Here is a 25,663-nt window from a genome sequence, read left to right as displayed (position 1 = left end):
AAACATGGGTGAGGGGCGCGCTTCGATCAGCGCGGCAAGGCCCGGTCAGACGGCACCGGATGCGTGCAACGTGTGAATCTGTTCGTCGGCATAGCCGAGCTCGCGCAGCACGGCATCGGTATGCTGGCCGAGCGCCGGCACCGGGTCCATGCGCGGATCGTCGCCCGGCGCGACGCCGGGCGGCAGCAGGGCAGGAATCTCGCCGGCGGGCGTGTCGACCCGCGTCCAGCGATGCCGCGCGGCGAGTTGCGCATGCGTCCAGACGCCGTGCATGTCGTTCATCCGCGCGTTCGCGATGCCGGCCTGCTCGAGCCGGTCGATCACGTCGGCGGACGTCAGCGTCGAGAACGCATCGACGATGATGGCCGCGAGTGCGTCGCGATTCGCGACGCGGCGGCTGTTCGACCCGAAGCGCTCGTCGGCCGCCAGCTCGGGCATGCCGATCACGGTCTCGCAAAAGCGCTTCCATTCGCGCTCATTCTGCAGGCCCAGCATCACGGTGTTGCCGTCGCCGGCCCTGAACGGGCCGTACGGAAAGATCGTCGCGTGCGACGCGCCGGCCTGCCGCGGCGGCGACTGGCCGTCGATCGCGTAGTAGAGCGGATAGCTCATCCACTCGACCATGCTTTCGAGCATCGACACGTCGATGTGCCGGCCGCGCCCGGTGCGCCCGCGCTCGATCAGCGCGGCGAGGATGTTCGTATACGCATACATGCCGGCGGCGATATCGGCGATCGAGCAGCCGGCCTTGGCCGGCTCGCCGTTCGATCCGGTAATGCTCAGGAATCCGGATTCACTTTGAATCAACAGGTCGTACGCCTTCTTGTCGCGGAACGGACCGTCGAGCCCGTAGCCGGAAATGTCGCAGACGATCAGCCGCGGATAGCGCTCGCGCAGCGCATCGTAATCGAGCCCCAGGCGCTGGGTCGCGCCGGGTGCGAGGTTCTGCACGAACACGTCGGCATCCGCGAGCAGCTTGTGCACGACGTCGAGCGCCGCGGGCTGCTTGACGTCGAGCGTGAGGCTTTCCTTCGAGCGGTTGGTCCACACGAAGTGCGACGCGAGCCCCGACACGCGTTCGTCGTAGCCGCGCGCGAAATCGCCGACGCCCGGCCGTTCGACCTTGATCACGCGCGCGCCGAGATCGGCGAGCTGGCGCGTGCAGAACGGCGCGGCGATCGCATGCTCGAACGTGACGACCTTGATGCCTTCCAGTGGGCGCATGCTCGTCACTCCCGTCAGAACGAACGCGGCAGGCCGAGGATGTGCTCGGCGACGTACGACAGGATCAGGTTCGTCGAGATCGGCGCGACCTGGTACAGGCGCGTTTCACGGAACTTGCGTTCGACGTCGTATTCGCATGCGAAGCCGAAGCCGCCGTGGAACTGCAGGCACGCGTTCGCGGCTTCCCACGACGCATCGGCCGCGAGCAGCTTCGCCATGTTCGCCTGCGCGCCGCACGGCTCGTGCGCGTCGAACCGGCGCGCGGCCTCGAAGCGCATCAGGCTCGCGGCCTCGACGTTGACGAACGAGCGGGCGATCGGAAACTGCACGCCCTGGTTCTGGCCGATCGGCCGGCCGAACACGACACGATCCTTCACGTACTGCGACACCTTGTCGACGAACCAGTAGCCGTCGCCGATGCATTCGGCCGCGATCAGCGTGCGCTCGGCGTTCAGCCCGTCGAGGATGTACTTGAAGCCGCGACCTTCCTCGCCGATCAGGTTCTCGGCGGGAATCTCGAGGTTGTCGAAGAACAGCTCGTTGGTCTCGTGGTTCACCATGTTCGGGATCGGGCGCACCGTCATCCCGTTGCCGATCGCGTGATGCAGGTCGACGATGAAGATCGACATCCCTTCGGACTTCTTCTGTACGTCCGACAGCGGCGTGGTGCGCGCGAGCAGGATCATCAGGTCGGAGTGCTGCACGCGCGAGATCCACACCTTCTGGCCGTTGATCACGTAGCGATCGCCCTTGCGTACCGCCGTCGTCTTGATTTTGGTCGTGTCGGTGCCGGTGGTCGGTTCGGTCACGCCCATCGACTGCAGGCGCAACTCGCCGCTCGCGATCTTCGGCAGATAGCGCTGCTTCTGCTCGGCCGAGCCGTGGCGCAGCAGCGTGCCCATGTTGTACATCTGGCCGTGACACGCGCCGGAGTTGCCGCCCGCGCGATTGATTTCCTCCATGATCACCGATGCCTCGGTCAGGCCGAGGCCCGAGCCGCCGTATTCCTGCGGAATCAGCGCGGCGAGCCAGCCGGCTTTCGTCAGCGCGTCGACGAACGCTTCGGGATAGCCGCGTTCCTCGTCGATCTTGCGGAAATACTCGGCGGAAAATTCGCCGCACAGGTCGCGAACGGCTTCGCGAATGTCTTGGTACGCGTCGGTCGGATTCATGTTTCGTATCGGGGAATGCTTGGAATGGGCCCTATGCGAGGGTCGCGGTTGCGGACATGGTCAGCCAGCCGTCGTGATCTTTTGCCCAGAGCTCGATGGTCTTGCCGTCGTCGGCGAGGCGGCCGCACACGCTGAAGGTGTTGCCGAGGAAGGTCGGCCGTACCGCGCGATACGCGTATTCGACGATCGTCGCGCCGGGCAGCGAGCGCGTCACGAGGTCGAGCAGCAGCGTCGAGATCAGCGGGCCGTGCACGACGAGGTCCGGATAGCCTTCGACGTCGCGCACGTAGGTGCGGTCGTAGTGAATGCGATGGCCGTTGAAGGTCAGCGCGGAATAGCGGAACAGCATGACTTCGTCCGGCGTGATGTCGCGCTGCCATTGCGCGGCGTCGGGCGCGGCCTTCGGCGGGGGCGTGGCGGCGCCGGGCGCGGCCGCGCCGCGATAGACGATGTCGTGTTCCTCGCGGATCGCGACTTCACCCGCGGATTCGATCACGTGCTCGACGGTCACGAAGCCGAGCGTGCCGGTGCGGCCTTCCTTGCGTTCGACGGACAGGATGCGCGACGTGCGCGTCGCGATCGCGCCGATCGTCAGCGGGCGTTCGAACGTCAGCCGGCCGCCGGCCCACATGCGGCGCGGCAGCCCGAGGTCCGGCAGGAAGCCGCCCTTGCGCGGATGGCCGTCCGGGCCGAGCTCGGCCTGCTGCGCGATCGACCAGAAATACAGCCAGTGCCAGGCGGGCAGCAACGCGTCGCCCACGGCGGGAACGACCGGATGGTCGAGCGTGGCCGCGAAGGCGATCGCACGTTCGGCGCTGATCAGGTCGGTCGCGACCTGTTGGACATCGTCGCTGGCATGCGACCGGGGAGCGTTCACTGTCACCTCCATCGCCGGGCGGGCCGGCTGTTCTGACTTGGCATGAAGTGACTTTAGGTGAAGCGCAGGCGCGGCGGAAATACCGTTTGGATGTGCCGGTCATAGGGGTATCCTATGGCTTTCGCATCGAACGAACCGCCATGGACATCCGCCAGCTCCGTTACTTCGTCAGCATCGTGGAATACGGGAGCCTCGGGAAGGCGGCCGAAAAGCTGTTCGTCGCGCAGCCGTCGCTGAGCCAGCAGATCGCGAAGCTCGAGGGCGACGTCGGCGTCACGCTGCTGGTACGCAGCCCGCAGGGCGTGAAGCCGACCGCGGCCGGGCAGGCGCTGTACCGCCACGCGCGGCTCGTGCTCCGGCAGATGGAGCAGCTGCGCCAGGAAGTGCGGGAAGGCGCGGGCAGCGAGTCGGGCACGGTCGCGGTGGGTTTCCCGACCACGATGACGTCGATCCTCGCGGTGCCGCTGTTCGAGCGCGTGAGAGCGCGTTATCCGGGCATCCGGCTGCAGTACCTCGAGAGCATGAGCGGCTTCATCAACGAGCTGCTGGCGAACGGGCGGCTCGACCTCGCGATCCTGTTCCGCGAATCCAACACGACCGGCATCACCGCGATGCCGCTGTTCGACGAGGTGCTGTATCTGCTCGGCGAGCCGGGCGGCGCGGTGCCGTCGCGCGCGCGAACCTGCCCGCTCGCGTCGCTCGCCGGCGTGCCGCTCGTCGCGCCGGGCGTGCAGAACGGGCTGCGCCTGCTGCTCGAACGCACGTTCGCGCGCGAGGAGGTGCCGCTCAACATCATCGCGGATATCGACTCGCTGCCGACCATGATCTCGCTCGCGCAGTCGGGCCTCGCGTGCACGATCCTGCCGGCGTCCGCGCTGGCGTCGCGCGAGCCGTCCAGCCGGCCGAAGATGCGCCGGATCGTCGAGCCGGAGATCCGCCGGCCCGCGAGCCTGTGCTGGTCGAACACGTCTCCCGTCAATTCCGCCGCGCTCGCCGTGCGGCAGACGATCGTCGAGCTGATCGGCGAACTGGCCGCAAGCGGCGCGTGGACGGGTATCACGCTGCGCGAGGGCGAATCCGCGCCGTCGTGACGGGCGGGACGGGCGTGACGGGCGTGACGGGCGTGACGGGCGTGACGGGCGTGATGCGCGTGATGAGCGTGATGAGCGTGATGAGCGTGACGAGCGTGACGAGCGTGACGAGCGGGATGAGCGGGATGAGCGGGATGAGCGGGATGAGCGGGATGAGCGGGATGCGCGGGATGCGCGGGATGCGCGGGATGCGCGGGATGCGCGGGATGCGCGGGATGCGCGTGACGCGCGTGACGCGCGTGACGCGCGGGCTCAGCCCGCGAGCCGGTGCGCGGACGGCCCATCGCCGCGCACGCCCCCCGCGCGCGACCGCCTCGACCGCCGCTCGCGAAGTCCCTGCGCGTGCCGCGTGAACGATACGCATTCTCCAATGCCGCGCCCGGCCATTCGTTCGTGATGCTGATTGCGGACGATTCGATGAAGGTGCGTGACATGACACATTCGCCATTGCGCCCGGGCATGCCCGGGTCGCTCGATCCGCCCGCGCACCGACGGCCGGGCGGTCGCGCGCAAACATCGGCCGTCCTCAGGTTGTACGAATCTCCATATTGAAACTACACTGGTTATCGGCCGGCGCCGTGACACGCGGCTCTCCATTCAACACGCATCACAGTACTAATTAAACGCGTGCCAACAATCGCCATCGAGGATGGTTGTCTTGTTCCTCAACATCCAGCGGGGGGGAAGTGGCGATGAACATCGGGGCTGCGCATCATCCGTCAACGGTTCGCTAGCCGGGCGGCGCGCGCATGAGCACGACCGGAGGCATTGGCGCGACGTCACTCGGGCTGCACGGCTCGAGCCCGGCGATGACCGACCTGCGCCGCTATCTGGCGAAGGTCGCGCGCACCGATACGACGGTGCTCGTGACCGGCGAAACCGGCACCGGCAAGGAGCGCGTCGCCAGCGCCGTCCATCGCCTCAGCACCCGGACCGACAAGCCGTTCATCGCGGTGAACTGCGCCGCGGTGCCCGACAGCCTGTTCGAATCCGAGATGTTCGGCCACGAGCGCGGCGCGTTCACCAGCGCCCAGCACGCGTTTCCCGGCCGCTTCGTCGAGGCCGACGGCGGCACGCTGTTCCTCGATGAAATCAGCGAGATGCCGCTCGCCGTCCAGGCGAAGCTGCTGCGCCTGCTCGAGGACCGCACGGTGATGCCGGTCGGCTCGCAGCGCCGGCGCCCGGTCGACGTCCGGATCGTGGCGGCGAGCAACGAACGCCTGGAGGACCTGGTCGAGGAACGCCGTTTCCGTGCCGACCTGTTCTATCGCCTGAACGTCGCGCGGATCGAGATACCGCCGCTGCGCGAACGGCCGGAGGACATCGCGCCGATCGTCGATCACTTCGTCGCCGAACACAACCTGCAGCGGGCGATGCGGGTGGGGCGGCCCGATCCCGCCCTGCTCGAGTGCATGCGGCATTACCGGTGGCCGGGCAACGTGCGTGAGTTGCGCAACCTGGTCGAGGCGTTGTTCATCGATGCACCCGAAGGGCGCCCGTTCGGGCTGGGCGACCTGCCGCCGGCGTTTCGCCGGCTGTTCCTGCAGGACTTTTCGGCCGGCGAGCATGAGCGCGAGCGGCTCGTCTCGGTACTGCGCCAGACCAACTGGAACAAGATGGAAGCCGCGCGCCAGATGAACTGGTCGCGCATGACGCTCTACCGCAAGCTGGCCAAGTACAACCTGGACGCCGGCAACACTGCATCGGTGTGACAGCCGGGCTGTCACATGGTACAGCCCGGCAGCGTTCCCGAATCCCGCTCCGGCCGGGAAATTCCACGGCAAATCATGCGCTTGCGCCGGCGCACCCGCGTTGGCCCGCTCCTTGCGAAGCAGAACGGACAGACCGCCCGTCGCCATGCAAGGAGGCCGTCGTGCACGTCATCGAGCCAAGCCAGGACGCCCCGCCGGATCCGGCCCAGCCGGCCGGCCAGCCACGGCCGCTGCTCGCCAGTTATGCGAACTATTTCGAGGTCGGGCACAACGCGTTCGAGTTCCTGATCGATGCCGGGCAGGTCGAGCCGCAATCCGGCAACGTCCAGTTGATGAGCCGCGTCGCGATCAGCCCGGTGCACGCGAAGCTGCTCGCCCAACTGCTGGCGCGCGCGATCGCCCAGTTCGAAGCGACGCACCACGAAATCCCCGACATCGGCGACCCGGAACCGGATCTGGAGATGCTTTCCCCGCAGGAATTCGAACGGCGCGCGATCGATGCGCGCAGCAAGCCGATGCTCGGCGGCCGTCACGACGAGCCCGATCAAAACCAGAGCTGAGGACACGACATGGCAGCGCAACTCCATCCCAACCGCATGGTCCTGACCGACCGTTTCCCGATGCTGGGCTTCACGATTCGCGTCGGCCACGCGCCGTGCGTCGCGGAACTGGTGATCGCCACCGATCCCGCGCTGTTCACGCGCAAGGACGGGCGCACGTCGTCGACGTTCTATACCAGCCGCGAGGACGGCCTGCTGGCGATCCCGCGCGGCGAAGCGGTGTTCATGGTGCCGCCTGCCGTGCTGGCGCGCTTCGCGGGCGCGAGCCGGCTGTGGTTCGGCCTCGCCACCGCGGCGTCGCCCGCTGCCGATGCGTGGACGGTCGATGTCCTGCCGAATGCCGACAGTCCGTACGTGTCGCTGTCGGGGCTCAGCGACCGGGGATTGCGCCGGGTTCGCGTGTTCCCGACGCGCGGCGCTGCCGCCGTCCGGAGTCCGCTGTTGAACTGGGCGGGGGACGCCACGCGGCCGGGCGCGACCGCCGTGCCGGCGCCGGCCGCACCGGGCGCCGCCACCGCCACGCCGCAGCCGGCCGCCGAGGCCGCTGCGCCGCACCACGACGTCCATTACGACGACGGCTTCGGTCCGCTTCCGCCGCTCAATGCCGCAACGCCGGGCGCCGCGACGCCCGCCGCGCCGGCCCCGGCGTCGACCCCGGGCGGGCGCCCGGCATCCGCCGTCGCATCGGCACCCGCCGTCGCACCGGCACCCGCCATCGCACCGGCACCCACCATCGCATCAGCACCCGCCATCGCACCGGCACCCGTGTCGCAGGGGATGAGCGACGATGCCGGGTTCCGCCTCGCGGGCGAACGCCGCGGCTTCACCTGGCCGCGGCCGCGCAAGCTCTCGACCGTCGAGCGGGCTGCGCTGCGCGCGATACTGAGCGCGAATCCGGCCACCGCGTCGCTGATGCTCCTGCTGCCGGTCGCGATGCGCAACGGCCTGTCGGTCTCGATCGGCGCGGGTGCGGGCGCCGGGCTGGAATCCGGGGGCGCGGGCGCGGTCGGCCTCATCTTCGACGCCAATGGCGACGACATCGGCGTCTTCGTGTCGGGCGAGCTCGACTTCGGCTACATCGTGTCGGCGAGCCTCACCGGTCAGATCAGCCTGCTGCGCGGCCATATCGACGATTTCGCGGGCACCGGCACGACGGTCGGCGTGATGGTCGGCGAAGCCCCGGCCGGCGGCATCTCGGCGCTGTTCAACGCCCGCGGCGAATTCGTCGGCGTCACGCTGTCGGCCGGCGTCAGCGTCGGCAGCCCGGTGAGCGTGTTCGTCGGCGTCTCGCGCGCCGCGGCGGGCACGATCGCCACCTCGTCGTCGTCGTCGCTCGCGTGGTCGCGCGGCCTGAGCGCCGACCCGGAGGCCTACGGCATCGATACGCCGCCGTACAGCGACGACGATGCGGCCGCCGAGCCGTCCGCGACGGCCAGTGCGCTGGCGCTAGGCGCGCGCGAGAACAGTCTCGTCACGCGTACCGCGGCCAGCCCGAATTTCGACGAGGGGCGCGGCAGCAAGACGATCGACCGCATCATCATCCACATCGCCGACGTACCGACCGTCCAGCAGGTGGTGAATACCTTCACCAATGCGTCGTCGAAGGTGAGTTCGCATTACCTGGTCGGGCAGGAGGGCGAAGTCGTCCAGTTCGTCTCCGAGGCCGACACGGCGTGGCACTGCAAGGGCTCGAACCAGCGCAGCATCGGCATCGAACACATCGCGGTGAAGCGCGGCGGCGCCGACTACCCGCGTCGCAACGGCACCGTCCAGCATTTCGATGCGCTGGCGCCGACCCAGCTCCAGTACGAAACCTCGGCGGCGCTGGTCGCGTCGCTGTGCGACAAGTATCAGCTGCCGATCAACCGCACGACGATCATGGGCCATCGCGAGGCCGACACCTCGACCGGCCATACCGCATGCCCCGACGGCAACTGGGACTGGGACTACTTCATGCGGCTGGTCACCAGTCGCACCTGCCAGCCGCAGTCGGCCGGCCAGGCGCTGGGCCTCGCCGCGCGCGGCCTCGGCGACGACATTCCGCTCGATCCCGGCGTCGGCGGCCTGTCGATCGGCACCGACGCGCTGGAGATCGGCGACATCATTCTCAGCACCACCGGCAATCCCGGCTCCGGCGTCATTCGTGCCGGCTCGGGTGCGGAGGTCAGCCACGCGATGCTCTATGTCGGCCAGGGCGGGCAGGTGATCGAGGCGATTCCCGGCGGGGTCCAGTTGCGCCCGCTCGCGGACGCGCTGGCCGACGCGCGCCTCGCGGTCGCGTTCCGGGTGCCGGGCCTGACCGATACGCAGCGGCAGCAGGTTGCCGATGCCGCCGCGCGCTACCTCGATCGCGGTTTCAACTACGTCGGGCTGGTCCGCTGCGGCAGCTACCTGATCGACCGCCACGCGTGCGACCTGCTGTCGGGCGACGCGGCGGAGCGCTGCCGCCGCTTCGTCGGCCGCATCGAGCTCGGCGAAGGCGCCGACACCGACAACTTCTTCTGCTCGCAACTGGTCGCCCAATCCTTCCAGGACGCGGGCAGGCCGATCGTCAGCGTGCCGCCGCACTGGGTGCCGCCGGGCGATCTCGCCAGCCTGTCGACCGGCACGATGGCCCCCGGAACGCTCGCGTATGTCGGCCATCTGAAGGCGCCGATCCCGAGCCGCGGCTTCTTCGGCACGAGCCAGGCGCTGTCGGTCGCCGCGGGCGCCGCGCGCACGCTGGGCGCCGACGACTGGTCGGTGAACTGGGACGAGGTGCAACTGACCCCGCAGCCCACCGACATGGGCTGCTGGGCGACGGCCGCGTCGATGGTGATCGGCTGGCGCGACAACCAGAGCGTCGACCCGACGCTGCTCGCGCGCTGCATCAGCCTCGAGCGCCAGATGCGCGATGGCCTGGCGCCGGCCGAGGTGGCGGGGTTCGCCGGGGTGTCGACGCTCACGGTCGAACCCAATGCGTGCTTCGCGCCCGAAGGCTTTCGGCGGCTGCTGGAGGCGAACGGGCCGATCTGGGTCGCCGAAGTCGTGCGCGCGCCGGTCAACTTCTTCCATGCGGTGGTGGTGACGGGCATGTATCGCAGCGGCGACGCGTATTTCGTGCGGATCACCGATCCGCTGGACCGCGTGGTCGGCACGCCGGGCCATCCCGGTGCGCGGACCGTGCCGCCGACCCACTCGACCGGCAGCCGCTACATCATGACCTACGAGGATTTCGTGTCGGAATACGAGGCGGCGGCCGGCATCGGCGTGATCCAGCTGATGCATTCGGGCGGCACGTTCGGCCACACGATCAATCGCGGCAGCGCGGCGGGTGCGGGCTACGCGCTCGGCGTCGAGCCGCCGGCCGCGGGCGGCGAGTTCGGCTTCGGCGTGAGCCTGACCCGGCGCACCGAGAGCCGCGACGGGCGCAGCTACGATCTTGCGCAGCTCGCCGGGCTGGTCCAGCCGGCCAATGCGCTGGCGGGCGGCGCGGGGCAGCCGCGCATGGCCGGCCAGCGCATCACCCTCGACGACTGGCCGTACATCGACGGGCCGAGCGGCCGCACGTCGGCCCCGGTGTCGATCGACTGGGCGTGGCAGGGCGGCGCGGTCGGCGACGTGACGATTGCCGCGGACCACGGCCAGATGCTCGACGGCTGGAGCGCGTTCGTGCGCGCGGATATCGGCCGCGGTTCCGGCACCCCCGAACGGGCGAGCGTCAAGCTGCGCATCACCACCACGTTCCGGCATGCCGGCGAGGAGGACCAGGTTGGCGTGACGGAGGTGACGCTGAACGGCGACGGCCGCTTCCAGACCGTGCACGGCGTCGACGGCGCGCCGCCGCTTCCGGCAAGCGGCACGCAGCCGGCGCCGCGCGAACTGCAACCCGCCTGACCCCGAGGGACACGCGCGATGGCCCGCCACATTCCCCCTCCGCCACCCCGCGGCGCGATCACGCCCGCGGTGGCCCTTGCTCGCGACGCGTTCGGCCGCGAGATCGTCGACGGGTCCGGATCGGGCGACCCGGGCAGGCAGGACGGCGCATTGCCGCAAGCAATGCCGGCCGGCGGCGCGGCGCCCGCGGCCCCGGGCGGGTCGGCGCCCGCCAAGGAGAAGGCGACGGACGCCATCGGCCGGCGTGCGGCGGCGCTGGCCGATGCGATCGACTTTCCGACCTTCGTCGCGAGCCTCGTGCATGGCACCTACGACGCGATCGTCGACAGCTCGATCAAGCAGGTCGAGAGTTTCGCCGACCTGGTCGGCGCGGTGGCCAAGCCGCTGGACCAGTTCACGCAGGAGAACGTGACCGACGGGCAAGCGCGCGCGTGGCTGGTCGAGCAGTATCCGCACGACGTGACGCTGACGCAGGACGGCGGCGATTACCGCCTCGCGCCGGTGGCACGGCCCGGCGACGACGATGCGGCCCCCGCGCCCGCGTGGCTCGCCGATTTCGGTGCGGCCGACAGCGCGTTCGATACCCAGACGCTCGAATCGGTGGTGCTGCCCCGCGCCCGCGAGCGCGTCGCGCAGCACCGGTTGTCGACGCTGTCGACGATGGTGCTGCTGGGCATGCAGCGGGTCGTGGTCAAGGACGGGACGATCGCGGCGAGCCTCAATTTCCAGGCCAAGGCGCGCGATCGCGCCGCCGTGCAGTATGCGACGTCGAACGACCCGTCGTCGGGGCAGACGACCTGGGGCGGACGGGGAACGTCGGGCGATGTCGTCACCACGGTCTCGACCGTCGCGGTCAATGCGCAAACCGACACCGATCTCAAGGCGACGCTGACCGGGAAGGTGAGCATCAATTTCGCATCGGAGACGCTGCCGCTCGACCGTTTCGTCGACGAGGCGTCGCGCAATCTGCTGGAGCGGCACAGCCGGCCGGCGGCGCGGATCGCGCCGCCGGCGGCGCCGGTGGCGGCGCCCGTTCCCGCCGCGACGCAGGCGCCCGCCGCCGCGCCTGCGCTGCCGGCCGCGTCCGCCGCCCCGTCGGCCCCGTCGGCTTCGTCGGCTTCGTCGGCGCCGGCGGCACCCGCACCCGCATCCGCACGAGGAGAACCCACATGATCGCGCCGCGGCCGCTGGGCGAGACGCTGGGCGCGTTCGCCGACGTTGCCGGACAGCTGGCCGCGGGCGCGGCGCAAGGGCTGCGGGTGCGCTCGATGGCGATGGAACTGCCGCTCGACCTGCGCATTGCATGGGGCGCCGACGGCATCGAGCTGGTCGGCGACCTGCCGCAGTTCCTGACCCGCACGGCCTTCGACGCGGAGCCGGCGCGGCTCGCGATCGTCCTCGAAGCCGTGCCGGTCGACGGAGTGGTGCGATGAACAGCAACGCCAGCCTGCGCCTCGAGGATTTCATCCAGGCCGTGCAGAGCCAGCTCGACAACGCGCAGGCGGCGATGGCGATCAAGGCGCGCAACCTCAACCTGCCGCTGACCTTCGCGATCAAGGACGTCAACCTCGATCTGCGCGCCCATGTCGAATTCGTCGAAAGCGAGGTGTGGATTCGTCCCGCCGGCCCGGGCGACACCGACAGCAGCACGTTCCATCTCGTCTTCACGACCATCACGCGGCCGGCGATCGAGGAGAACGCGATCGCGCTGTCCGAGGACAGCAAGGACCAGCCGCTCGACGCGCTGGGCGACGAGCTCTCGGCCGAGGACCGCAAGCGTCTGGAATGGGCCGGCGTGCGCACGGTCCGGCAATTTCGGCAGGCCGAGCAGCGCGACATGGTGCATGCGATCGGCCGCGTCACCAACCTGTCCGTGGACCGGCTGCGCCGGGCGCTCGACCGGGCGTCTGCGCCGAGCGTCGAGCGGATCGAACCGGTGGCGCCCGCTACCGACGCGCAGCCCGATGCGGCGCCGCTGCTGCGCGTGATCGGGCGCAATCTCGTCAACGGCACGCACGCGCCGCTGGTGCGGATCGGCAATCGCCCGGTCGCGGTGCTGCAATCGGCGGACGACGAGCTGCTGCTCGCACCCGGCCGCGACCAGTGGGCCGGCGAACTCGCCGTCTCGCCGACGAGCCGCCACGCCGCCGCGCTGGCGTTCGACCTGAGCGCATTCGCGCCGCCGCCGGCGCCCGCGGCCAGGCCCATGACCCTGGCTGCCGTGCCCGGCCAGGAGGAGGCGCGGCCATGACGATCCATGCACTCGGCACGCCGTGGGCATCGCCCGGCGAGCGTCAGTTCAGCCTGCCGACCAGCCTGCTCGTCAAGCTGGCGCTCGGCGAAGCGCCCGAGCACGTGCCGTCGATCCGCGACGTGACGCGCGGCGCGCTGGCCGCCGCGCAATGCATCGACGGCGGCCCGGTCGACCGCATCGTGGTTGCGTTCGCCGGCCGCTTTCTCGCGGTGCGCCCGTTCAGCGCGGCGGCCGGGCGCTGGGTGCCCGGGCACGCGCACCTCGGCTACGACGCGATCGAACAGACGACCGGCATGGCCCGCACGCTGCTGCTGCGCGTGCCGGCGGGCACGCCGATCGGTGCGCTGTGCGACTCGCTCGCCCAGCTCGCGACCGTGGAAAGCGTGACGCCCAACTACGTGGCGACGGTCCCGATGGACGCGCCCGGCCGCTTGGCGCCCGTGCCGCCGGCCGCGCGGGTTGCGCAGGATGCGCGCGCGCTGGTGCGCATGGCCGACGCGCACGCGATCGAGCCGGGCGACAGCGGCGTCACGGTCGGTCTGATCGACAGCGGCATCGCGCGCCAGCATCCCGAATTCGCGCATGCCTTCCGCGCGGGCGCCGATACGGTGCGGCTCGAGCCCGGCGACTTGTCGCCCGGCGTGCAGCTGCTGAGCGGTCACGGTCATCGCGGCGATTTTCCCGAGGACCGCTTCGTCGGTCACGGCATGGGCTGCGCGGGCATCATCGCCGCCGAAGGTGTGGCGATGCCGCGCGGGCTCGGCGGCGATTGCCGCATCCTGCCGATGCGCGCGCTGGCGGCCGCCCGCCTGCCGGGCAAGGCGCATGCGATCGGACTCGGCGCGATCGCCGACCTCGATCGCGCGCTCAAGCTCGCGGTCGACCTTGGCTCGAAGGTGATCAACATGAGCTTCGGCACCGACGACGCGACGATCGCCGCCAACCGCCCGAAACCGCATGCCGACACGGTCGCGTATGCCGCCGCGCGCGGCTGCATCCTCGTGGCCGCGAGCGGCAACAACGGCACCGTGACCCGCTACTGGCCCGCCGCCTATCCGCAGGTGATCGCGGTCGGCGCCGTGGGCGACGACGGCCGGCCGACCCCGTTCTCGACGCGCGGCCCGCACGTCGCGCTGTGCGCCCCGGGCGAACGGGTGCTGACGAGCGCGATCGAGGCCTATCAGCTCGCGACCGGCACCAGTTTTGCCGCGCCGTTCGTCGCAGGCGCCGCGGCGCTGCTCGTCGCGTACGCGCAGCGCCGCGCCTATCCGCTCGACGGCGCGACGGTACGCGACCTGGTCGTCGCCACCGCGCGCCCGTTCGCGCCCGGCGCGGCCGACGGCTGCGGCGCCGGCATTCTCGACGCGGCGGCGGCGCTGCAGGCGCTGTCCGGCCGCATCGACGCGTACGAAGCGGCGGGCGACGACGGTTGCACGGGCAAGGACGGCCGTGCCGACGACGGCTGACTGGCGCACGGGATCCCGCTCACTCCCCCGAACCGACCGGATTTCAAGGAGAAGTTAAATGTTTCATGTCAACAATCAAGTCCGCTTCCTCGACCTCGTCGACCTCGAGACCCGGGCACGCGACGGGCTGGTCGATATCGTCAACCGGCTCGAGTCGCTGAAGCGGCCGCCGGTCGCCGCCGAGCGGGAGCAGCTCGCGCTGTGCAAGGCCATCCTCGCGGTCGTCTACGACACGAAGCCGTCCGACGGCGTGCCGCAGGTGTGCGATCCGCTGTTCGTCGCCACCCGCGAACTGCTCGCCAGCAAGTCGCTGGTGAATCCGCCGTTGCTGTCCGAGGTCAATGGCCAGCTCGTGTTCGACGCGGGCGACGTGAGCGGCGCCAATGGTGCCAATGCCGCCAATGGCGCGAACGGCTCGGACCCGGAGGCCGTGTCGATCACGCTCGTCGCGCTGGTGCTGGGCATCCTCGCGGTGGACGGGGCCACGCCGCCGCCCGTGAAGGTCGACGGCGGCAAGACCGTGCCGGACGGCGACAACGTGCTGATGAACGCCTTTACCCGCCAGTTCTTCGCGGCGGTGGGCGAGGCCAATTCGTACGGTGGGCTCGCGCAGCGGGTGCTGGCGCTGCTGTGCATCGAGGGCGATCCCGACGGCCGCGGCGGCGAGCAGCCGGGCGTGGTCACCACCGAATTCGCGCGCGTGATGCGCGGCCTGCAGGCCCGCAAGATCCAGGCCGACGAGCCGCAATTGCGCCGCCGCATCAACGAGGAGCTGAACACAGTCCAGAACATCGGCGGCGAGGACGCGATCGCCGATCTCGGCATCGACCTGCCGAACCTCGAGGATCTGGAAGACGCGAACATCGTCGCCGACAACGTGCGCGTGATGGGCCCGATGATCGTCGCCGCGATGTTCGACGAACTCAAGGTGTTCCAGGTGGTCGACCGCATCGTCGAGCAGTTCCAGCACGGCACGCTGCCGATCGGCCCGGGCAATGCCGGCAAGCTGCTCTATCGCTACTGGCGCGAAACGCCGAACCGCATCTCCGAGCAGGAGCGCAAGAACTTCGCGGCCATCACGCTCGGCGTGCCGGGCGGCGATCCGAACACGGCCGGCAATCGCGAGTTCAACGACCTGTGGATCCGCTTCGTGTCGTCGGTGTCGTCGTTCGTGCGCCAGACCGAAGTCGACTCGCTGCTGCGCGCGAGCGTGCCGAACCCGATCAACCACCAGCAGGTGCGCAAGGCCGCCCGCGATCTCGCCGGCAACCTGTCGCTGCACGGCTACGGCATGGCGCATTACGCGGCGCGCGAGATCCAGTCGCAGGTCAAGTTCATGATCGACCTGCTGCAGGACCCCGAGATCCGCGGCTGCTACGGCGCGAAGGACATGTGGCAGGTGATCGACCAGGTCGCGACCTACGACCTGGGCGGCGCGCGCACCAGCTCGCGCTATCGCACGCTCGCGACCTGCGGCACGATCATCACCGCGTGGCTGGCCAACAACGTCGATCGCGTCAACAAGGCGACCGGCCCGCTGCTCAGCATCGACCAGATCGCCAATCCGGACGTCTCGTCGAACCACAAGTCGACCGTCGACCCCACCGACTACGACCTGGTCAATGCGTGCGAGCTGTGGCTGGCCGATACCGCGACCACCGATACGCAGATCGAGCAGTTCTCGCAGCCGCGCGAGGCGCCGCAGATGACCTCGAAGCCGGTGCCGATCCCGGCGATGGCGCGCGAGATGCTGGATGGCGTCGGCGACATCGGCGCCGGCATCGGCCTCGGCGCGGGCGTGCCGGTGAAGGCGGGCTACGGTGTCGGCACGCACAACGGCGCGAGCTACTACTCGAACCGTCCGCACTGAAGCGGCGTCGCGTGTGCCGCGCCATTTTCGAACCCTGCCGGAGCCGAGCCATGCCCCTGACCTCAATCCGCGAACCGGTCGTCGCCCGGGTCGAACGCCGCCTGAAAAGCGCCGCGCGAAGCCTCGGCACCGCCGATCCATTCGCGCCGTCGCGCGACCTGTTCCTGCGCACCTTCGGCGACGGCGCCGACGATCTGCGGTTCCGCGACAACGCGCTGATGCCGATGGCGGTGCCGTTCGAGCCCAGCTTCTCGGAAAGCCAGCCGGGCAAGCTGCGCTTCACGATCGAGCCGTTGCCGCCGGAGGCGTCGGCGATCGACCGGCGCGACGAGTCGACCCGTGAAATGCGCAAGCTGATCCGCGACTTCATCGGCCGCGAGGCGCTGCACTGGTTCGACCAGGCGAGCGAGCCGTTCCGGGGCTTCGCGCGGCCGGGCGGCAACCTCGACTACGGCGCGTTCTTCGGCTCCAGCTACGACCGCGACGGGCTCTATGCGTCCAAGGTGTACTACGAGCTGCCCGGCGACGCCGGCACGATCGAGAACCTGCCCCGCGACCTGGCCGGCATCGTCCAGGCCGCGCTGCAGATGGTGCCGGGGCTCAAGCCGCTCTTCACCACGATGGCGGCCCAGCGCGATCTCGGCGGCCAGCGGCTCACGTTCGCGTGCACCCGTGCGCTGCGGCTCGCCGATCTGCAGCCGGTCATGGATGCGCTCGGCATCGGCCATCGGCTTCCCGGCATCATGCAGCTCCTGGGGCTGGTGCTCGGCGGCCGCTTCGACCTGCCGCCGCACGGCGCGCTGCTCGCGTTCGGGCTCGGCCCGGACGGGCCGGATTTCGAGCTCTACGTGCTGCTGTCGGCGATCCCCGACGTGCCGCCCGCGTTCCTCAGCCTGCTGACGATGGGGCTCGCCGAGCGTCCGCGCGGATTGCAGGCGCTCGAGCGCTGGATGGGCGCGTTTACGCCGGAGGACGCGCACTGGCCGGGCCGCTTCTCGATCATCAGCCTGCGCACGGACGCGGCCTGCCCGGCACGCGTGAGTCTCTACCTGCGCCCCATCGAGTTCGAACTGCCTGTGGACGCGCCCGCCCAGGCCAACTGAATCCGAATCGCTTCGTCACGCGTTTCCCGCGAGGTCGCCATGTTCCCGCAAGCTGCCCGTTCCACGCCGATCGCGCCGCCGCCGCCGCGCGCCGCGGCGGCCGCTCCGCGGCACACGCCGCCGGTGCCCGCCGACGAAGTGCGCCACGGCGTCGCGCAGATGTTGACCCGGTCGCAGGCGTTCAACGCGATGCCCGACGCCGATCGCCGCGACATCGCGCGCAACACCGCGTTGATCGCCGATTACCTCGCGCGGCCCGAAGGGTTCGCCGGCCACGAGATTCCGGGCGGGGTGGGCACCGCGCCGGCGCGCGCGCTCGACGACAACACGGATCATTCCGCGCACGAGGCGGATTTCTCGACGCACAACCAGGCCGTCGACAGCATAGGCAAGTCCAAGTTCACCGCGGCGGCCGCGCACGAGGGCGCGGCGGTCGCGGGCGAGCTGCTGAACCAGGTCAAGTTCCCGACCTTCGTCGCGAGCCTGATCAGCGGCGTGTTCCAGTCGATCACGCACAGCTCGATCGAGCAGATGAAGGCGTATCAGGAAATGATCGCGCAGGTGGCGAAATCGCTCGGCCAGTTCGCCGACGAACATGTGACGGAGAACCAGGCGCGCGATCATATGGTCGGCCAGTTTCCCGACCTGTTCGAGATCGGCATGGACGACAGCGGCGACACGCCGAGCCCGCGCGTGCAGGTGCGCGACGGGGTCGACCCGGACGAAGCGTCGAAGACCGTGCGCGCGCGCCTGCAGATGGGCGACGGCGATACCTTCGACCTGTCGGACGAGGCCTCCGAGCTGGCGATCGTCAACCGCTTCAAGATGCAGCTCGCCAAGCAGCGCCAGCAGATGCTGGCGTCGATCGTGCTGATGGGCATCAACCGCATCGTCGTCACCGACGGCAAGATCTCCGCGAAGATCATCTACGACGTGCGCGCGCAGGACACGCTTTCGAAGCAACGCAGCGCCACCGCGGTCGACCTCGCCCGCGACAAGGACGGCAACGTCCAGTCGACCTACGCCGGCAAGGGCACCTACGATCGCGGCGGCAAGTACGACTCCAGCAACGACAAGGACAACGGCCGCCAGTACAGCGCCGACTACTACGCGAAGGGCGACTACGAATACGAGAACAAGCCGATCATCACCGCGTCGACGGCCGCGTCGGAAACCAGCAACGCGGCGATGCAGACGAAGATCCAGCTGTCCGGCGCGGTCGACGTCAATTTCAAGAGCGACTACCTGCCGCTCGACAAGATGGCGACGCCGCAGATGATCGCCACCATCACCGGCAACGCGACGCCTGCCGACCCGAACGTGCTGCCCAGCCCGAAAACGCCGCCGGCAGCGTCCGCCCCCGCTGCGGCTTCAGCCCCGGCGGCGGCGCCGGCCGCCGCGCCGGCACCGGCTGCGGCCAGGGGAAACTGAGCCATGCGCCTGCCCGCTCCCCCCGACGCGCTCCACCCGGTGCGGCCGCCCACGAGCGCCGCCGCGTTCGACGCGACGCGGCCCGAGGTGCGCCGCCTGCTGACCGCGATTCCGTCATTCCTCGACCTGCCCGACGACGAGCGCCGCCGCATCGCCGCCGATACGGTGCGGGTGCTCGCCTACCTGGCCGACCCGAACGGCGTGCATGCCGAGATTGCCGAGCGCGAGGCGAACGGCGAACTGCCGCCCACCGGCCTCGCGCACCCGCTCGCGCAGCCGGGTCCGGCGCCGGCCGCCGCGGCGCTGGCCGACGATCCCGTCACCGCGACCAAGCGCCAGCTCGCGCAGGATCCCGGCTTCGCCGGCAAGGACTTCCAGGCCGGCGCGGTGAAGCAGGGCGTCGAGCAGTTCGGCCAGATGGTGCAGAAGGTCGATTTCCCGAAATTCGTAGGAGGCCTGATCAAGAACGTGTTCCAGGCGATCGTCGAAAGCTCGATCGAGCAGATGCGCGCGTATGGCGAGCTGATCGCCAATGTCGCCAAGACCACCGCCCAGTTCATGAGCGACAACATCAGCGAGGGCGCCGGCCGCGACTATCTCGCCGATTCGTTCCCCGACGTGCTGTCGGTGCAGGCGCAGGACGGCGCCGACGCGTTCGACGCGGACAGCGCCGGCGCGGCCGCGGCGGCGGCCCCGACGCGGCTGGTGGCGCAGGGCGACAACGCGCAGCAGCGGCTGGCCGAGATCAGCCGGAACTACAACCTCGATCCGCCCGTGACCGACCTGTCCGACGACAAGTCGGAACTGCGCCTCGTCACCGCGGCGCGGCTGCAGATGGCGAAGCAGCGCCAGCAGCTGCTGTCGTCGATGGTCATGCTCGGCATCAACCGCATCGTCGTCACCGACGGGTCGATCAACGCCAAGGTGGTATTCGACATGCGCGCCAGCGACACGGCGAAACGCACCTACACCGCGTCGATGCACGACCGCGAGAGCCAGAAATACAAGGAATCGCTCAATGCCCATTACGGCAGCTGGTACACGCCGTATTCGGCCGACGCCGCGTTCGAGGGGCAGCAGGAACACGTGGCCACCGTCGGGTCGGCGCTCGACGACACGAGCGAATCGAAGGCCGAGGTGAAGGCGAAGCTGTCGGGCGAGGTCCGCGTCAACTTCAAGAGCGACTACCTGCCGCTCGACAAGATGGCGACGCCCGAGATGATGTCGGTGATCCAGGGCAACTCGACGCCGTACAACCCCAACAAGCCGGCCCCTGCCGCCGGCGTGCCGGCCGGGCAGCACTGAATCATGGCGCGCATGCTCATCGTCCCGCCGGCGGATGCCGGGCTCGCGGCGGCCATCCGGTCGGGGGAGCGGCTCGTCGAGCGCGCGACCGCGCACGGCCTCGCGTTCGCGCTCGACGAGCTCGGCGACATCGCGATTCCCGATCCCGTGGCCGCGCGCGTCGACAAGGCGCAGCTGCGGGCGCTCGCGTCGCTCTATCTGGCGGCTGACCTCGAGCCCGCGGGCGTGATCCCCGCGGTCGAGGCGCTCGCCGGCCTGTCGGCGAGCGGCGCCGTCGGCGTCGATCTCGGCGGCGCGGAGCCGCTGGTCGCCAACTGGTGGCGTCACCGCGCCGAGAAGCTCGCGGCCGGCGAGCGCGCGGCGTTCTATGCACGGTTGTTCGGCACCGCGTACGGCCCGGCGGCCGCGGATGCCGAGCGCAACGTCCAGTTCGAGGAATGCATGCTGGTGCTTTGCGAGGCGCTCTACAAGCTCGACGAGACGCCCGGTGCCGACCCGGGCGGGGATCCCGGGCGCCAGGCGCGAGTCCGCAACGCCGCGCGCGCGCTCGCGCAGAATCTCGGCGCCGCCTGTACCGGCGTGACCGCATTCATGGCCGGCGAGATCGTCGGCATGCTCAGGGACGCGTTCGCGATCCTCGGCCATGCCGACCTGCGTCACGGCTTCGCCGCGCGCGACATCTGGGGCGTGGTGGCCGGCATCGGCCGGCTTTCGCGGCAGCCGCCGGCCCAGCCTGCCGCCTATGTCCGGCGCGGCAAAGCCGGGATGACCGTGATCGCATGGCTGGCGGACGTCGCGGATGCGCTGGACGGCGCGTCGCCGCTGCTGCGCACCGACAATCCGGTGATCGCCTCCGCCGCCGACTGGATCGAGGCGACGCTCAGCCTCGGCGAGAAACCCGACGGCCAGGTGTCTTCCGTCCCGGACGACGGCCGCGCCGTGCCGCCGGCCGCGCGCCCGGCCGCGCCGTCGAACCCGTGGGCGGCGCTCGGAAGCTGACATGGAACCGCGTCGCTCAGGCCGTCGCGAGACGGGCGGCAGAACCCGGGTGCCGACGGCGGCGGACGTGCCGTCGCCCGTCCGGCCGTGCTGCATGTGTTGCGGGACGCGGAATGCGCGATGCGCGGCGGAGCCGCCGAGATGACGGCAACCGCCCACCTTGCGCGTTCGCCGGTGCCGCGGCCCGACGTTCGCCACCGTCTCCGCGAACTGCTGTCGGCGCAGCAGGGCTTCGGCGCACTCGATCCGGCCATGCGCCGCGATCTCGCGTCCGGACTGGCACGGATCGGCTCGCTCGCGGTCGATCATGACGAGCTCGCGGCGCGTCCCGGCACCGCACTGGCCGTCGCGCAGGACGCGGGCTCGGCGTATTCGGGCACCGCCATCGACCGGATGGCCGGCACCACCCGGGCCGTGCTCAACGCGGTGTCGTTCCCGCGCTTCGTGACCGAGCTGATCACGGGCGTCTTCAAGGCGATGAACGATTCGAACCAGCAGCAGCTGACCGCGTTCGTCGACCTGATCCGCAATGTCGCGCAGACCACCGAAGGCTTCGCGGACAGCAACGTCGGCATCGCCGGCGCGCGGCAGTGGCTGGCCGAGCATTTCCCCACCGCCTACGAGGTCACCGGCGACGACGAGGCAGCCGACGACGCCGACGAACTGGCGGGCCTGCCGCCGGACGAGCGCCGCCAGCGCCAGCAGGAACTGCAGGCCGAGCGCGATGCGTCGACCCGGCTGGCGTTGCGCGCGGGCGCGACCCCGCCGGCGGAAGCGGCGCTGCGCACCGCGCTGGGATTGGGGCCGGCCGACGCGGTGACGGCCGCCGATCCCGAGCGCCTGGTGCCGCTCGCCCAGCAGGTGCTGGCCCGCAACCGCCAGCAGTTGCTCGCGACGATGGTGCAGATGGGTTTGCAGCGCATCGTCATCGAGAGCGGGCGGCTCAACGCCGCGATGAATTTCCATATCGACGCGAGCAGCGTCGCCGCCAACGACCGCGGTTCGCAGTTCGACACGCGCAACACGGTGGGCGTGAGCGGGGGCGCGCGCTTCGGGCCCTGGGGTGCGGAGGCCAATGTGCAGAGCACGATCGGCTACGTGTCGACCGACCGGACCCAGACAACCGAGAGTTCGCACGCCGATCTCAACCTGAGCAGCGGCGTCGAACTGGTGTTTCGTACGGATTACGTGCCGTTGAACCGGCTGGCGGGCGTGGGCGACGTCGAACGCATCCGCGTCAACACGATCAATCCGGAGGCCGAAGCGGCGCGCCTGTCCGCCGATCGCGCCGCCCAGCGTAGTGCCGAACAGGCCGACATGGCCGCTCGTAGGACCGCGCTGGACAGCGGGCTGCGTGCGCCGCCGGCTGTTGGTCCGGTGGGTTCGGGCGGGGCGGGTTCGGGGGCAGCGGGTTCGGGAGCGGTGGGTTCAGGGGCAGTGGGTTCAGGGGCAGTGGGTTCGGGGTCAGCAGGTTCGGGGTCGGCGGCGTCGGGATCAGCGGGCTCAGGACCAGCAGCTTCTGGATCAGCGGCGTCAGGCTCGGCAGGGAGTGCCCACACGAGCCAACCCGCCTCGTCGCCGCCGAATCCGGCGCCTGCTTCCGCTTCCGCGCCGCAGCCGCCTGCCGGGCCGGGCGCCGCGGCGTCCCCGTCGCCCGCGCACCCCGCGACGGCAGCACCTCGATCGCCCGCCGGCGCAACAGCAGCGGGACATCGCGCCGCATCATGAACGTGCGCACCGGCAGTCGTTCGCAAAACACCGTGCCGCGCCGAATTCCGCCGATGACGACGTTCAGCCACGCGAGCGAAGTGTCGAGCGCCAGGTGGCGCCGGGTTGTCGACGGCCCGCGCCGACCTGGCACGACGGCGTCGTCGGAAACACTTGACGGGTGTGCGAATCAGGCCAGCGGTGCGACCGACGCCCCGACGATGCCATGCCGCCGCAGTGACTCCGCGACGAAGCCCGACGCCTTCATTGCCTCGACGAATGCGCCGAGCACCGTCGCGGCCGCTTCGCCGCGGCTCTTCGGCACGCCCATCGCCTGGCGGATCACCATGAAACGCTCGCCGAGCAGGCGCAGGCCCGGCGTCTTCGCGGCATCGGCCTCGAGCTGCTGCTTCACGCCGGCCGCGACTTCGAGCTGCTGCTCGACAAAGGTCGGCACGACGGCCTGCGACGTCGGCGCACGCACGATCTGCGCGGCCTTCAGCTCACGCGTAAGGAACAGGTCGTACGCGCTGCCCTTGCCGACCGCCACGCGGTTGTGCGGCTGGTCGACGTCTGCGTTGCCGCGAATCGGCGAAGCGTCGCGCACGAGATAGAAGCCTTCGATCAGCACATAGGGCTCGGTGAACGCGACCGTTTCGCCGCGCAGCGGATCGACCGCGAAGAAGCCGAAATCGGCGCGCTCCTCGGTCAGCGCCTGCACCGACTTGGCGGCCGTATCGAACACGACGAGTTCGAGCTCGGCCGACAGCCGCTCGGCGAACGCGCGCGCGAGGTCGATCGACACGCCGAACGGCTCGCCCGTCGCCGGGTTGCGGTTCGCGAGGATCGGGTTGCCGAGATTGATCGACGCGCGCAGCTTGCCGGTCGGCGTGAACGCGGAGAGGACGGAAGGGTCGACGGTCATGAAAGGGCTCGTTGGGAAGGCGGGTGCGCTGGCGCGGCGGACGGTCAGGGCGCCAACGCAGCGTCATCCGCGATGGATCGGTTGGCTCGTTGCGGCGGTTGCTTCACCGCGCTTACTTCACCGCAACTTCCGTATGCACGACTTGCGGCGGGCTCTTGAAGAACGGGCCCGCCAGCTGCCGCCACGCCTGGAAGTCGTCCGATTGCCGGAAATGCACCATGTGGTCGTCGACACTGTCCCACTTGACGACGAGCAGGTAGCCGCCGCTGCGCTCGATCACGCGATGCAGCTCGGCGCCGCCGCAGCCGCGCGCGCGGGCGAACAGCGGGAGGGCCTGGCGAACCGCCGCCTCGAACGGCTCGGCCTGCGACGGATCGATTTCGAGCGATGCCATTTCCAGAATCATGAATGCTCCTGTGGGGTGAATGAGGCGAACGGATCGCGATGCGACGGGGCGCCGCGATCCACGCGTCCCGCAACGATACCGGAAGTCGGCATCACGCGCTCCGGATGACCGGCTCGCGCGCTGCCGGTCGTGCGTCGCATGCCGCTTCGGTTCATACGAATCAGCGTTTTCCCCAATACGGAATACGCGGCACGCGCCGATGTCACAGAGGTGGTGAAGATAAACAATCCGAGGCCTGCCATGACGACATCCGCGACAAACGGAACGAACGTTACACCACCCGAGTCGATCGCCGACGCCGCATCCGACACCCCCGCCGCCGCCCCGTCGATCCTGCTGGTCGATGACGAGCCGAGCGTGCTGTCCGCGCTGCGGCGCGTGCTGCGGCCCGCGCACTACGAGGTCCTGACCGCCGAAAGCGGCGAAGCCGCGCTCGAGATCCTTGCGTCGACCGAAGTCGACCTGATCGTGTCCGACATGCGCATGCCGACCATGAGCGGCGCGGCGTTTCTCGCCCGCGCCCGCGCGCTGTATCCGGACACGATGCGCATCCTGCTGACCGGTTATTCCGACATCGCATCGATCGTGGCGGCCGTCAACGAAGGCGGCGTGTATCGCTACCTGAACAAGCCGTGGGACGATCACGACTTGCTGATGACTCTCGAGCAGGCGCTCGAGCAGCGGCGCCTGCGCGGCGAAGCAGCGCGACTGGCAGCACTGACCGAAGCGCAGAACGAAGTGCTGCGCCGCTTCAATACGGAACTCGAAACGCAGGTGCGCGCGCGCACCGAGGAACTCGGCCAAACGGTGCTGTTTCTCGAAGCCGCACAGCACGACCTGAAAAGCAGTTTCACCGCGATGGTCCAGGTGTGCGCGAGCATGATCGAGATGCGCTGCGGATCGGCGAGCGGCCATGCGATGCGCGTGGGTGAGATCGCGCGCCGTCTCGCGCTGTCGGCCGGGATGAGCAGCCTGCACGCGCAGGACGTGTATTACGCGGGACTGCTGCACGGCATCGGCAAGCTGTCGCTGCCCGACGAGCTGCTGCACAAGCCGCTCGTCAAGATGACGACCGACGAACACAGCCTGTTCCAGCAGCATCCGCTGCGCGCGCAGATGGTGCTCACGCCGGTCGCGCAGCTGCACAAGGTCGCGTCGATCGTGCTGCACCAGTACGAGCGCTTCAACGGCCGCGGCACGCCCGACGGGCTGGCGGGCGACGCGATCCCGCTCGGCTCGCGGATCGTCGCGATCGCGCGCGATTTCGAGGGGTTGCGCAACGGCGAGATCGGTTCCCCGCATTCGGTCGAACAAGCGATCGACGTGCTGCATTCGCAGGCCGGCGTGCGTTACGACCCGCTGCTCGTCGCGCGCTTCATCGAGCTGGTGCGGGATCCGGCGAACCTGCGCATCGCCGCGTCCGTCGCGGAGATCCGGTCCGAACAACTGCGCGAAGGGATGCAGCTCGCCGACGATCTGCGCACGCATCGCGGCGTGCTGCTGATGACGAAGGGCAGCGTGATGTCGGCGCACCAGATCGAGCTCGTGCGGCGCTTCGAAGCACGCGAGGGCACGTCGTTCGACATTCTCGTGCAGACCGGCGCGGCCGCGTCGACGCAGGCGAGCGCCGCCGCGCCGCCCGCGTGACGCTGCACGGAGCCGCACCGCCGCAGCACCGCGTTCAT

Annotated in this window: 22 protein-coding genes; 16 read left to right on the top strand and 6 right to left on the bottom strand. The window is 70.0% G+C overall.

Features of this window, described 5'->3' with window-relative positions; genetic code table 11:
- Positions 1 to 45 precede the first annotated feature (45 nt).
- From DIE02_RS17245 to DIE02_RS17235, 3 genes are read right to left on the bottom strand one after another with little or no spacing between them, the layout of a single operon-like run.
- Positions 46 to 1,224, bottom strand: coding sequence for a CaiB/BaiF CoA-transferase family protein (locus DIE02_RS17245; protein WP_124487354.1), 1,179 nt, complete (start codon positions 1,222 to 1,224; stop codon positions 46 to 48).
- A gap of 14 nt (positions 1,225 to 1,238) precedes the next feature.
- Positions 1,239 to 2,396, bottom strand: coding sequence for an acyl-CoA dehydrogenase family protein (locus tag DIE02_RS17240; RefSeq protein ID WP_124529571.1), 1,158 nt, complete (start codon positions 2,394 to 2,396; stop codon positions 1,239 to 1,241).
- Between the two features lie 31 nt (positions 2,397 to 2,427).
- Positions 2,428 to 3,285 carry a MaoC family dehydratase N-terminal domain-containing protein gene (locus tag DIE02_RS17235; RefSeq protein ID WP_185702638.1) on the bottom strand — a complete coding sequence of 286 codons (858 nt, stop codon included), beginning with the start codon at positions 3,283 to 3,285 and terminating at the stop codon, positions 2,428 to 2,430.
- A 128-nt stretch (positions 3,286 to 3,413) separates the two neighbouring features.
- On the opposite strand from DIE02_RS17235, the gene DIE02_RS17230 reads away from it, so the two are divergent.
- The 15 genes from DIE02_RS17230 (at position 3,414) to DIE02_RS17160 (ending at position 22,668) form a co-directional block, all read left to right on the top strand.
- Positions 3,414 to 4,364 carry a LysR substrate-binding domain-containing protein gene (locus DIE02_RS17230; protein ID WP_124529569.1) on the top strand — a complete coding sequence of 317 codons (951 nt, stop codon included), beginning with the start codon at positions 3,414 to 3,416 and terminating at the stop codon, positions 4,362 to 4,364.
- Positions 4,361 to 4,717, top strand: a complete 357-nt coding sequence (locus tag DIE02_RS35550) for a hypothetical protein (protein WP_185702637.1) — start codon at positions 4,361 to 4,363, stop codon at positions 4,715 to 4,717. Before DIE02_RS17230 ends, DIE02_RS35550 begins: the two co-directional genes overlap by 4 nt.
- A gap of 396 nt (positions 4,718 to 5,113) precedes the next feature.
- A complete protein-coding gene (locus DIE02_RS36340) occupies positions 5,114 to 6,076 on the top strand; it encodes a sigma-54-dependent Fis family transcriptional regulator (RefSeq protein ID WP_124529567.1) in 963 nt (320 codons plus the stop codon).
- A 161-nt stretch (positions 6,077 to 6,237) separates the two neighbouring features.
- Positions 6,238 to 6,636 (top strand): DUF3467 domain-containing protein, encoded by a 399-nt coding sequence (locus tag DIE02_RS17215; protein WP_124529565.1) that lies wholly within the window; start codon positions 6,238 to 6,240, stop codon positions 6,634 to 6,636.
- 9 nt (positions 6,637 to 6,645) lie between these two features.
- Positions 6,646 to 10,512: an N-acetylmuramoyl-L-alanine amidase gene (locus DIE02_RS17210; RefSeq protein WP_260441510.1), complete on the top strand. Its 3,867-nt coding sequence runs from the start codon at positions 6,646 to 6,648 to the stop codon at positions 10,510 to 10,512.
- 69 nt (positions 10,513 to 10,581) lie between these two features.
- Positions 10,582 to 11,685 carry a hypothetical protein gene (locus DIE02_RS17205; RefSeq protein ID WP_124529563.1) on the top strand — a complete coding sequence of 368 codons (1,104 nt, stop codon included), beginning with the start codon at positions 10,582 to 10,584 and terminating at the stop codon, positions 11,683 to 11,685.
- On the top strand, positions 11,682 to 11,945 hold the full coding sequence (locus DIE02_RS17200) for a hypothetical protein (RefSeq protein WP_124487347.1): 264 nt from the start codon (positions 11,682 to 11,684) through the stop codon (positions 11,943 to 11,945). The genes DIE02_RS17205 and DIE02_RS17200 overlap by 4 nt, the downstream gene beginning before the upstream one ends.
- Positions 11,942 to 12,763, top strand: a complete 822-nt coding sequence (locus tag DIE02_RS17195) for a hypothetical protein (protein WP_044844334.1) — start codon at positions 11,942 to 11,944, stop codon at positions 12,761 to 12,763. The genes DIE02_RS17200 and DIE02_RS17195 overlap by 4 nt, the downstream gene beginning before the upstream one ends.
- Positions 12,760 to 14,232, top strand: a complete 1,473-nt coding sequence (locus DIE02_RS17190; protein ID WP_124487346.1) for a S8 family serine peptidase — start codon at positions 12,760 to 12,762, stop codon at positions 14,230 to 14,232. Before DIE02_RS17195 ends, DIE02_RS17190 begins: the two co-directional genes overlap by 4 nt.
- 58 nt (positions 14,233 to 14,290) lie before the next feature.
- Positions 14,291 to 16,102 carry a hypothetical protein gene (locus DIE02_RS17185; protein ID WP_124487345.1) on the top strand — a complete coding sequence of 604 codons (1,812 nt, stop codon included), beginning with the start codon at positions 14,291 to 14,293 and terminating at the stop codon, positions 16,100 to 16,102.
- A gap of 50 nt (positions 16,103 to 16,152) precedes the next feature.
- The gene (locus DIE02_RS17180) at positions 16,153 to 17,205 is read left to right on the top strand and encodes a hypothetical protein (RefSeq protein WP_124487344.1); all 1,053 of its coding nucleotides are present in this window, start codon (positions 16,153 to 16,155) and stop codon (positions 17,203 to 17,205) included.
- 39 nt (positions 17,206 to 17,244) lie between these two features.
- Positions 17,245 to 18,636: a hypothetical protein gene (locus tag DIE02_RS17175; protein ID WP_124487343.1), complete on the top strand. Its 1,392-nt coding sequence runs from the start codon at positions 17,245 to 17,247 to the stop codon at positions 18,634 to 18,636.
- 3 nt (positions 18,637 to 18,639) lie between these two features.
- The gene (locus tag DIE02_RS17170; protein WP_124487342.1) at positions 18,640 to 19,941 is read left to right on the top strand and encodes a hypothetical protein; all 1,302 of its coding nucleotides are present in this window, start codon (positions 18,640 to 18,642) and stop codon (positions 19,939 to 19,941) included.
- Positions 19,942 to 19,944: 3 nt separating this feature from the next.
- Positions 19,945 to 20,940, top strand: coding sequence for a hypothetical protein (locus DIE02_RS17165; RefSeq protein WP_124522756.1), 996 nt, complete (start codon positions 19,945 to 19,947; stop codon positions 20,938 to 20,940).
- 141 nt (positions 20,941 to 21,081) lie between these two features.
- Entirely contained in the window at positions 21,082 to 22,668 is a 1,587-nt protein-coding gene (locus tag DIE02_RS17160; RefSeq protein ID WP_124522754.1) for a hypothetical protein, read from the top strand.
- A gap of 169 nt (positions 22,669 to 22,837) precedes the next feature.
- Here DIE02_RS17160 and DIE02_RS17155 read toward each other — a convergent pair whose 3' ends face one another.
- From DIE02_RS17155 to DIE02_RS17145, 3 genes are all read right to left on the bottom strand, one after another.
- Positions 22,838 to 23,572 (bottom strand): ABC transporter substrate-binding protein, encoded by a 735-nt coding sequence (locus DIE02_RS17155; RefSeq protein ID WP_124522752.1) that lies wholly within the window; start codon positions 23,570 to 23,572, stop codon positions 22,838 to 22,840.
- A gap of 112 nt (positions 23,573 to 23,684) precedes the next feature.
- Positions 23,685 to 23,978, bottom strand: a complete 294-nt coding sequence (locus DIE02_RS17150; RefSeq protein WP_044844322.1) for an antibiotic biosynthesis monooxygenase — start codon at positions 23,976 to 23,978, stop codon at positions 23,685 to 23,687.
- Positions 23,975 to 24,220: a hypothetical protein gene (locus tag DIE02_RS17145; RefSeq protein WP_124487338.1), complete on the bottom strand. Its 246-nt coding sequence runs from the start codon at positions 24,218 to 24,220 to the stop codon at positions 23,975 to 23,977. Before DIE02_RS17145 ends, DIE02_RS17150 begins: the two co-directional genes overlap by 4 nt.
- On the opposite strand from DIE02_RS17145, the gene DIE02_RS17140 reads away from it, so the two are divergent.
- Entirely contained in the window at positions 24,219 to 25,625 is a 1,407-nt protein-coding gene (locus tag DIE02_RS17140) for an HD domain-containing phosphohydrolase (RefSeq protein WP_124522750.1), read from the top strand. The genes DIE02_RS17145 and DIE02_RS17140 overlap by 2 nt on opposite strands.
- The last annotated feature ends 38 nt before the right edge of the window (positions 25,626 to 25,663 follow it).

Origin of the sequence: Burkholderia sp. Bp8991 (genome assembly GCF_003853795.1) — a bacterium.
Taxonomy (GTDB): Bacteria; Pseudomonadota; Gammaproteobacteria; order Burkholderiales; family Burkholderiaceae; genus Burkholderia.
This window is presented reverse-complemented; position numbering and strand designations above follow the sequence as displayed.

Excerpts from the sequence above, each read along its gene's own strand:
- DIE02_RS17245 (WP_124487354.1), bottom strand. The coding sequence starts at position 1,224 with ATGCGCCCACTGGAAGGCATCAAGGTCGTCACGTTCGAGCATGCGATC.
- DIE02_RS17240 (WP_124529571.1), bottom strand. The coding sequence starts at position 2,396 with ATGAATCCGACCGACGCGTACCAAGACATTCGCGAAGCCGTTCGCGAC.
- DIE02_RS17235 (WP_185702638.1), bottom strand. The coding sequence starts at position 3,285 with ATGGAGGTGACAGTGAACGCTCCCCGGTCGCATGCCAGCGACGATGTC.
- DIE02_RS17230 (WP_124529569.1), top strand. The coding sequence starts at position 3,414 with ATGGACATCCGCCAGCTCCGTTACTTCGTCAGCATCGTGGAATACGGG.
- DIE02_RS36340 (WP_124529567.1), top strand. The coding sequence starts at position 5,114 with ATGAGCACGACCGGAGGCATTGGCGCGACGTCACTCGGGCTGCACGGC.
- DIE02_RS17210 (WP_260441510.1), top strand. The coding sequence starts at position 6,646 with ATGGCAGCGCAACTCCATCCCAACCGCATGGTCCTGACCGACCGTTTC.
- DIE02_RS17200 (WP_124487347.1), top strand. The coding sequence starts at position 11,682 with ATGATCGCGCCGCGGCCGCTGGGCGAGACGCTGGGCGCGTTCGCCGAC.
- DIE02_RS17195 (WP_044844334.1), top strand. The coding sequence starts at position 11,942 with ATGAACAGCAACGCCAGCCTGCGCCTCGAGGATTTCATCCAGGCCGTG.
- DIE02_RS17190 (WP_124487346.1), top strand. The coding sequence starts at position 12,760 with ATGACGATCCATGCACTCGGCACGCCGTGGGCATCGCCCGGCGAGCGT.
- DIE02_RS17185 (WP_124487345.1), top strand. The coding sequence starts at position 14,291 with ATGTTTCATGTCAACAATCAAGTCCGCTTCCTCGACCTCGTCGACCTC.
- DIE02_RS17180 (WP_124487344.1), top strand. The coding sequence starts at position 16,153 with ATGCCCCTGACCTCAATCCGCGAACCGGTCGTCGCCCGGGTCGAACGC.
- DIE02_RS17175 (WP_124487343.1), top strand. The coding sequence starts at position 17,245 with ATGTTCCCGCAAGCTGCCCGTTCCACGCCGATCGCGCCGCCGCCGCCG.
- DIE02_RS17170 (WP_124487342.1), top strand. The coding sequence starts at position 18,640 with ATGCGCCTGCCCGCTCCCCCCGACGCGCTCCACCCGGTGCGGCCGCCC.
- DIE02_RS17165 (WP_124522756.1), top strand. The coding sequence starts at position 19,945 with ATGGCGCGCATGCTCATCGTCCCGCCGGCGGATGCCGGGCTCGCGGCG.
- DIE02_RS17160 (WP_124522754.1), top strand. The coding sequence starts at position 21,082 with ATGACGGCAACCGCCCACCTTGCGCGTTCGCCGGTGCCGCGGCCCGAC.
- DIE02_RS17155 (WP_124522752.1), bottom strand. The coding sequence starts at position 23,572 with ATGACCGTCGACCCTTCCGTCCTCTCCGCGTTCACGCCGACCGGCAAG.
- DIE02_RS17150 (WP_044844322.1), bottom strand. The coding sequence starts at position 23,978 with ATGATTCTGGAAATGGCATCGCTCGAAATCGATCCGTCGCAGGCCGAG.
- DIE02_RS17140 (WP_124522750.1), top strand. The coding sequence starts at position 24,219 with ATGACGACATCCGCGACAAACGGAACGAACGTTACACCACCCGAGTCG.
- DIE02_RS17145 (WP_124487338.1), bottom strand. The coding sequence starts at position 24,220 with ATGGCAGGCCTCGGATTGTTTATCTTCACCACCTCTGTGACATCGGCG.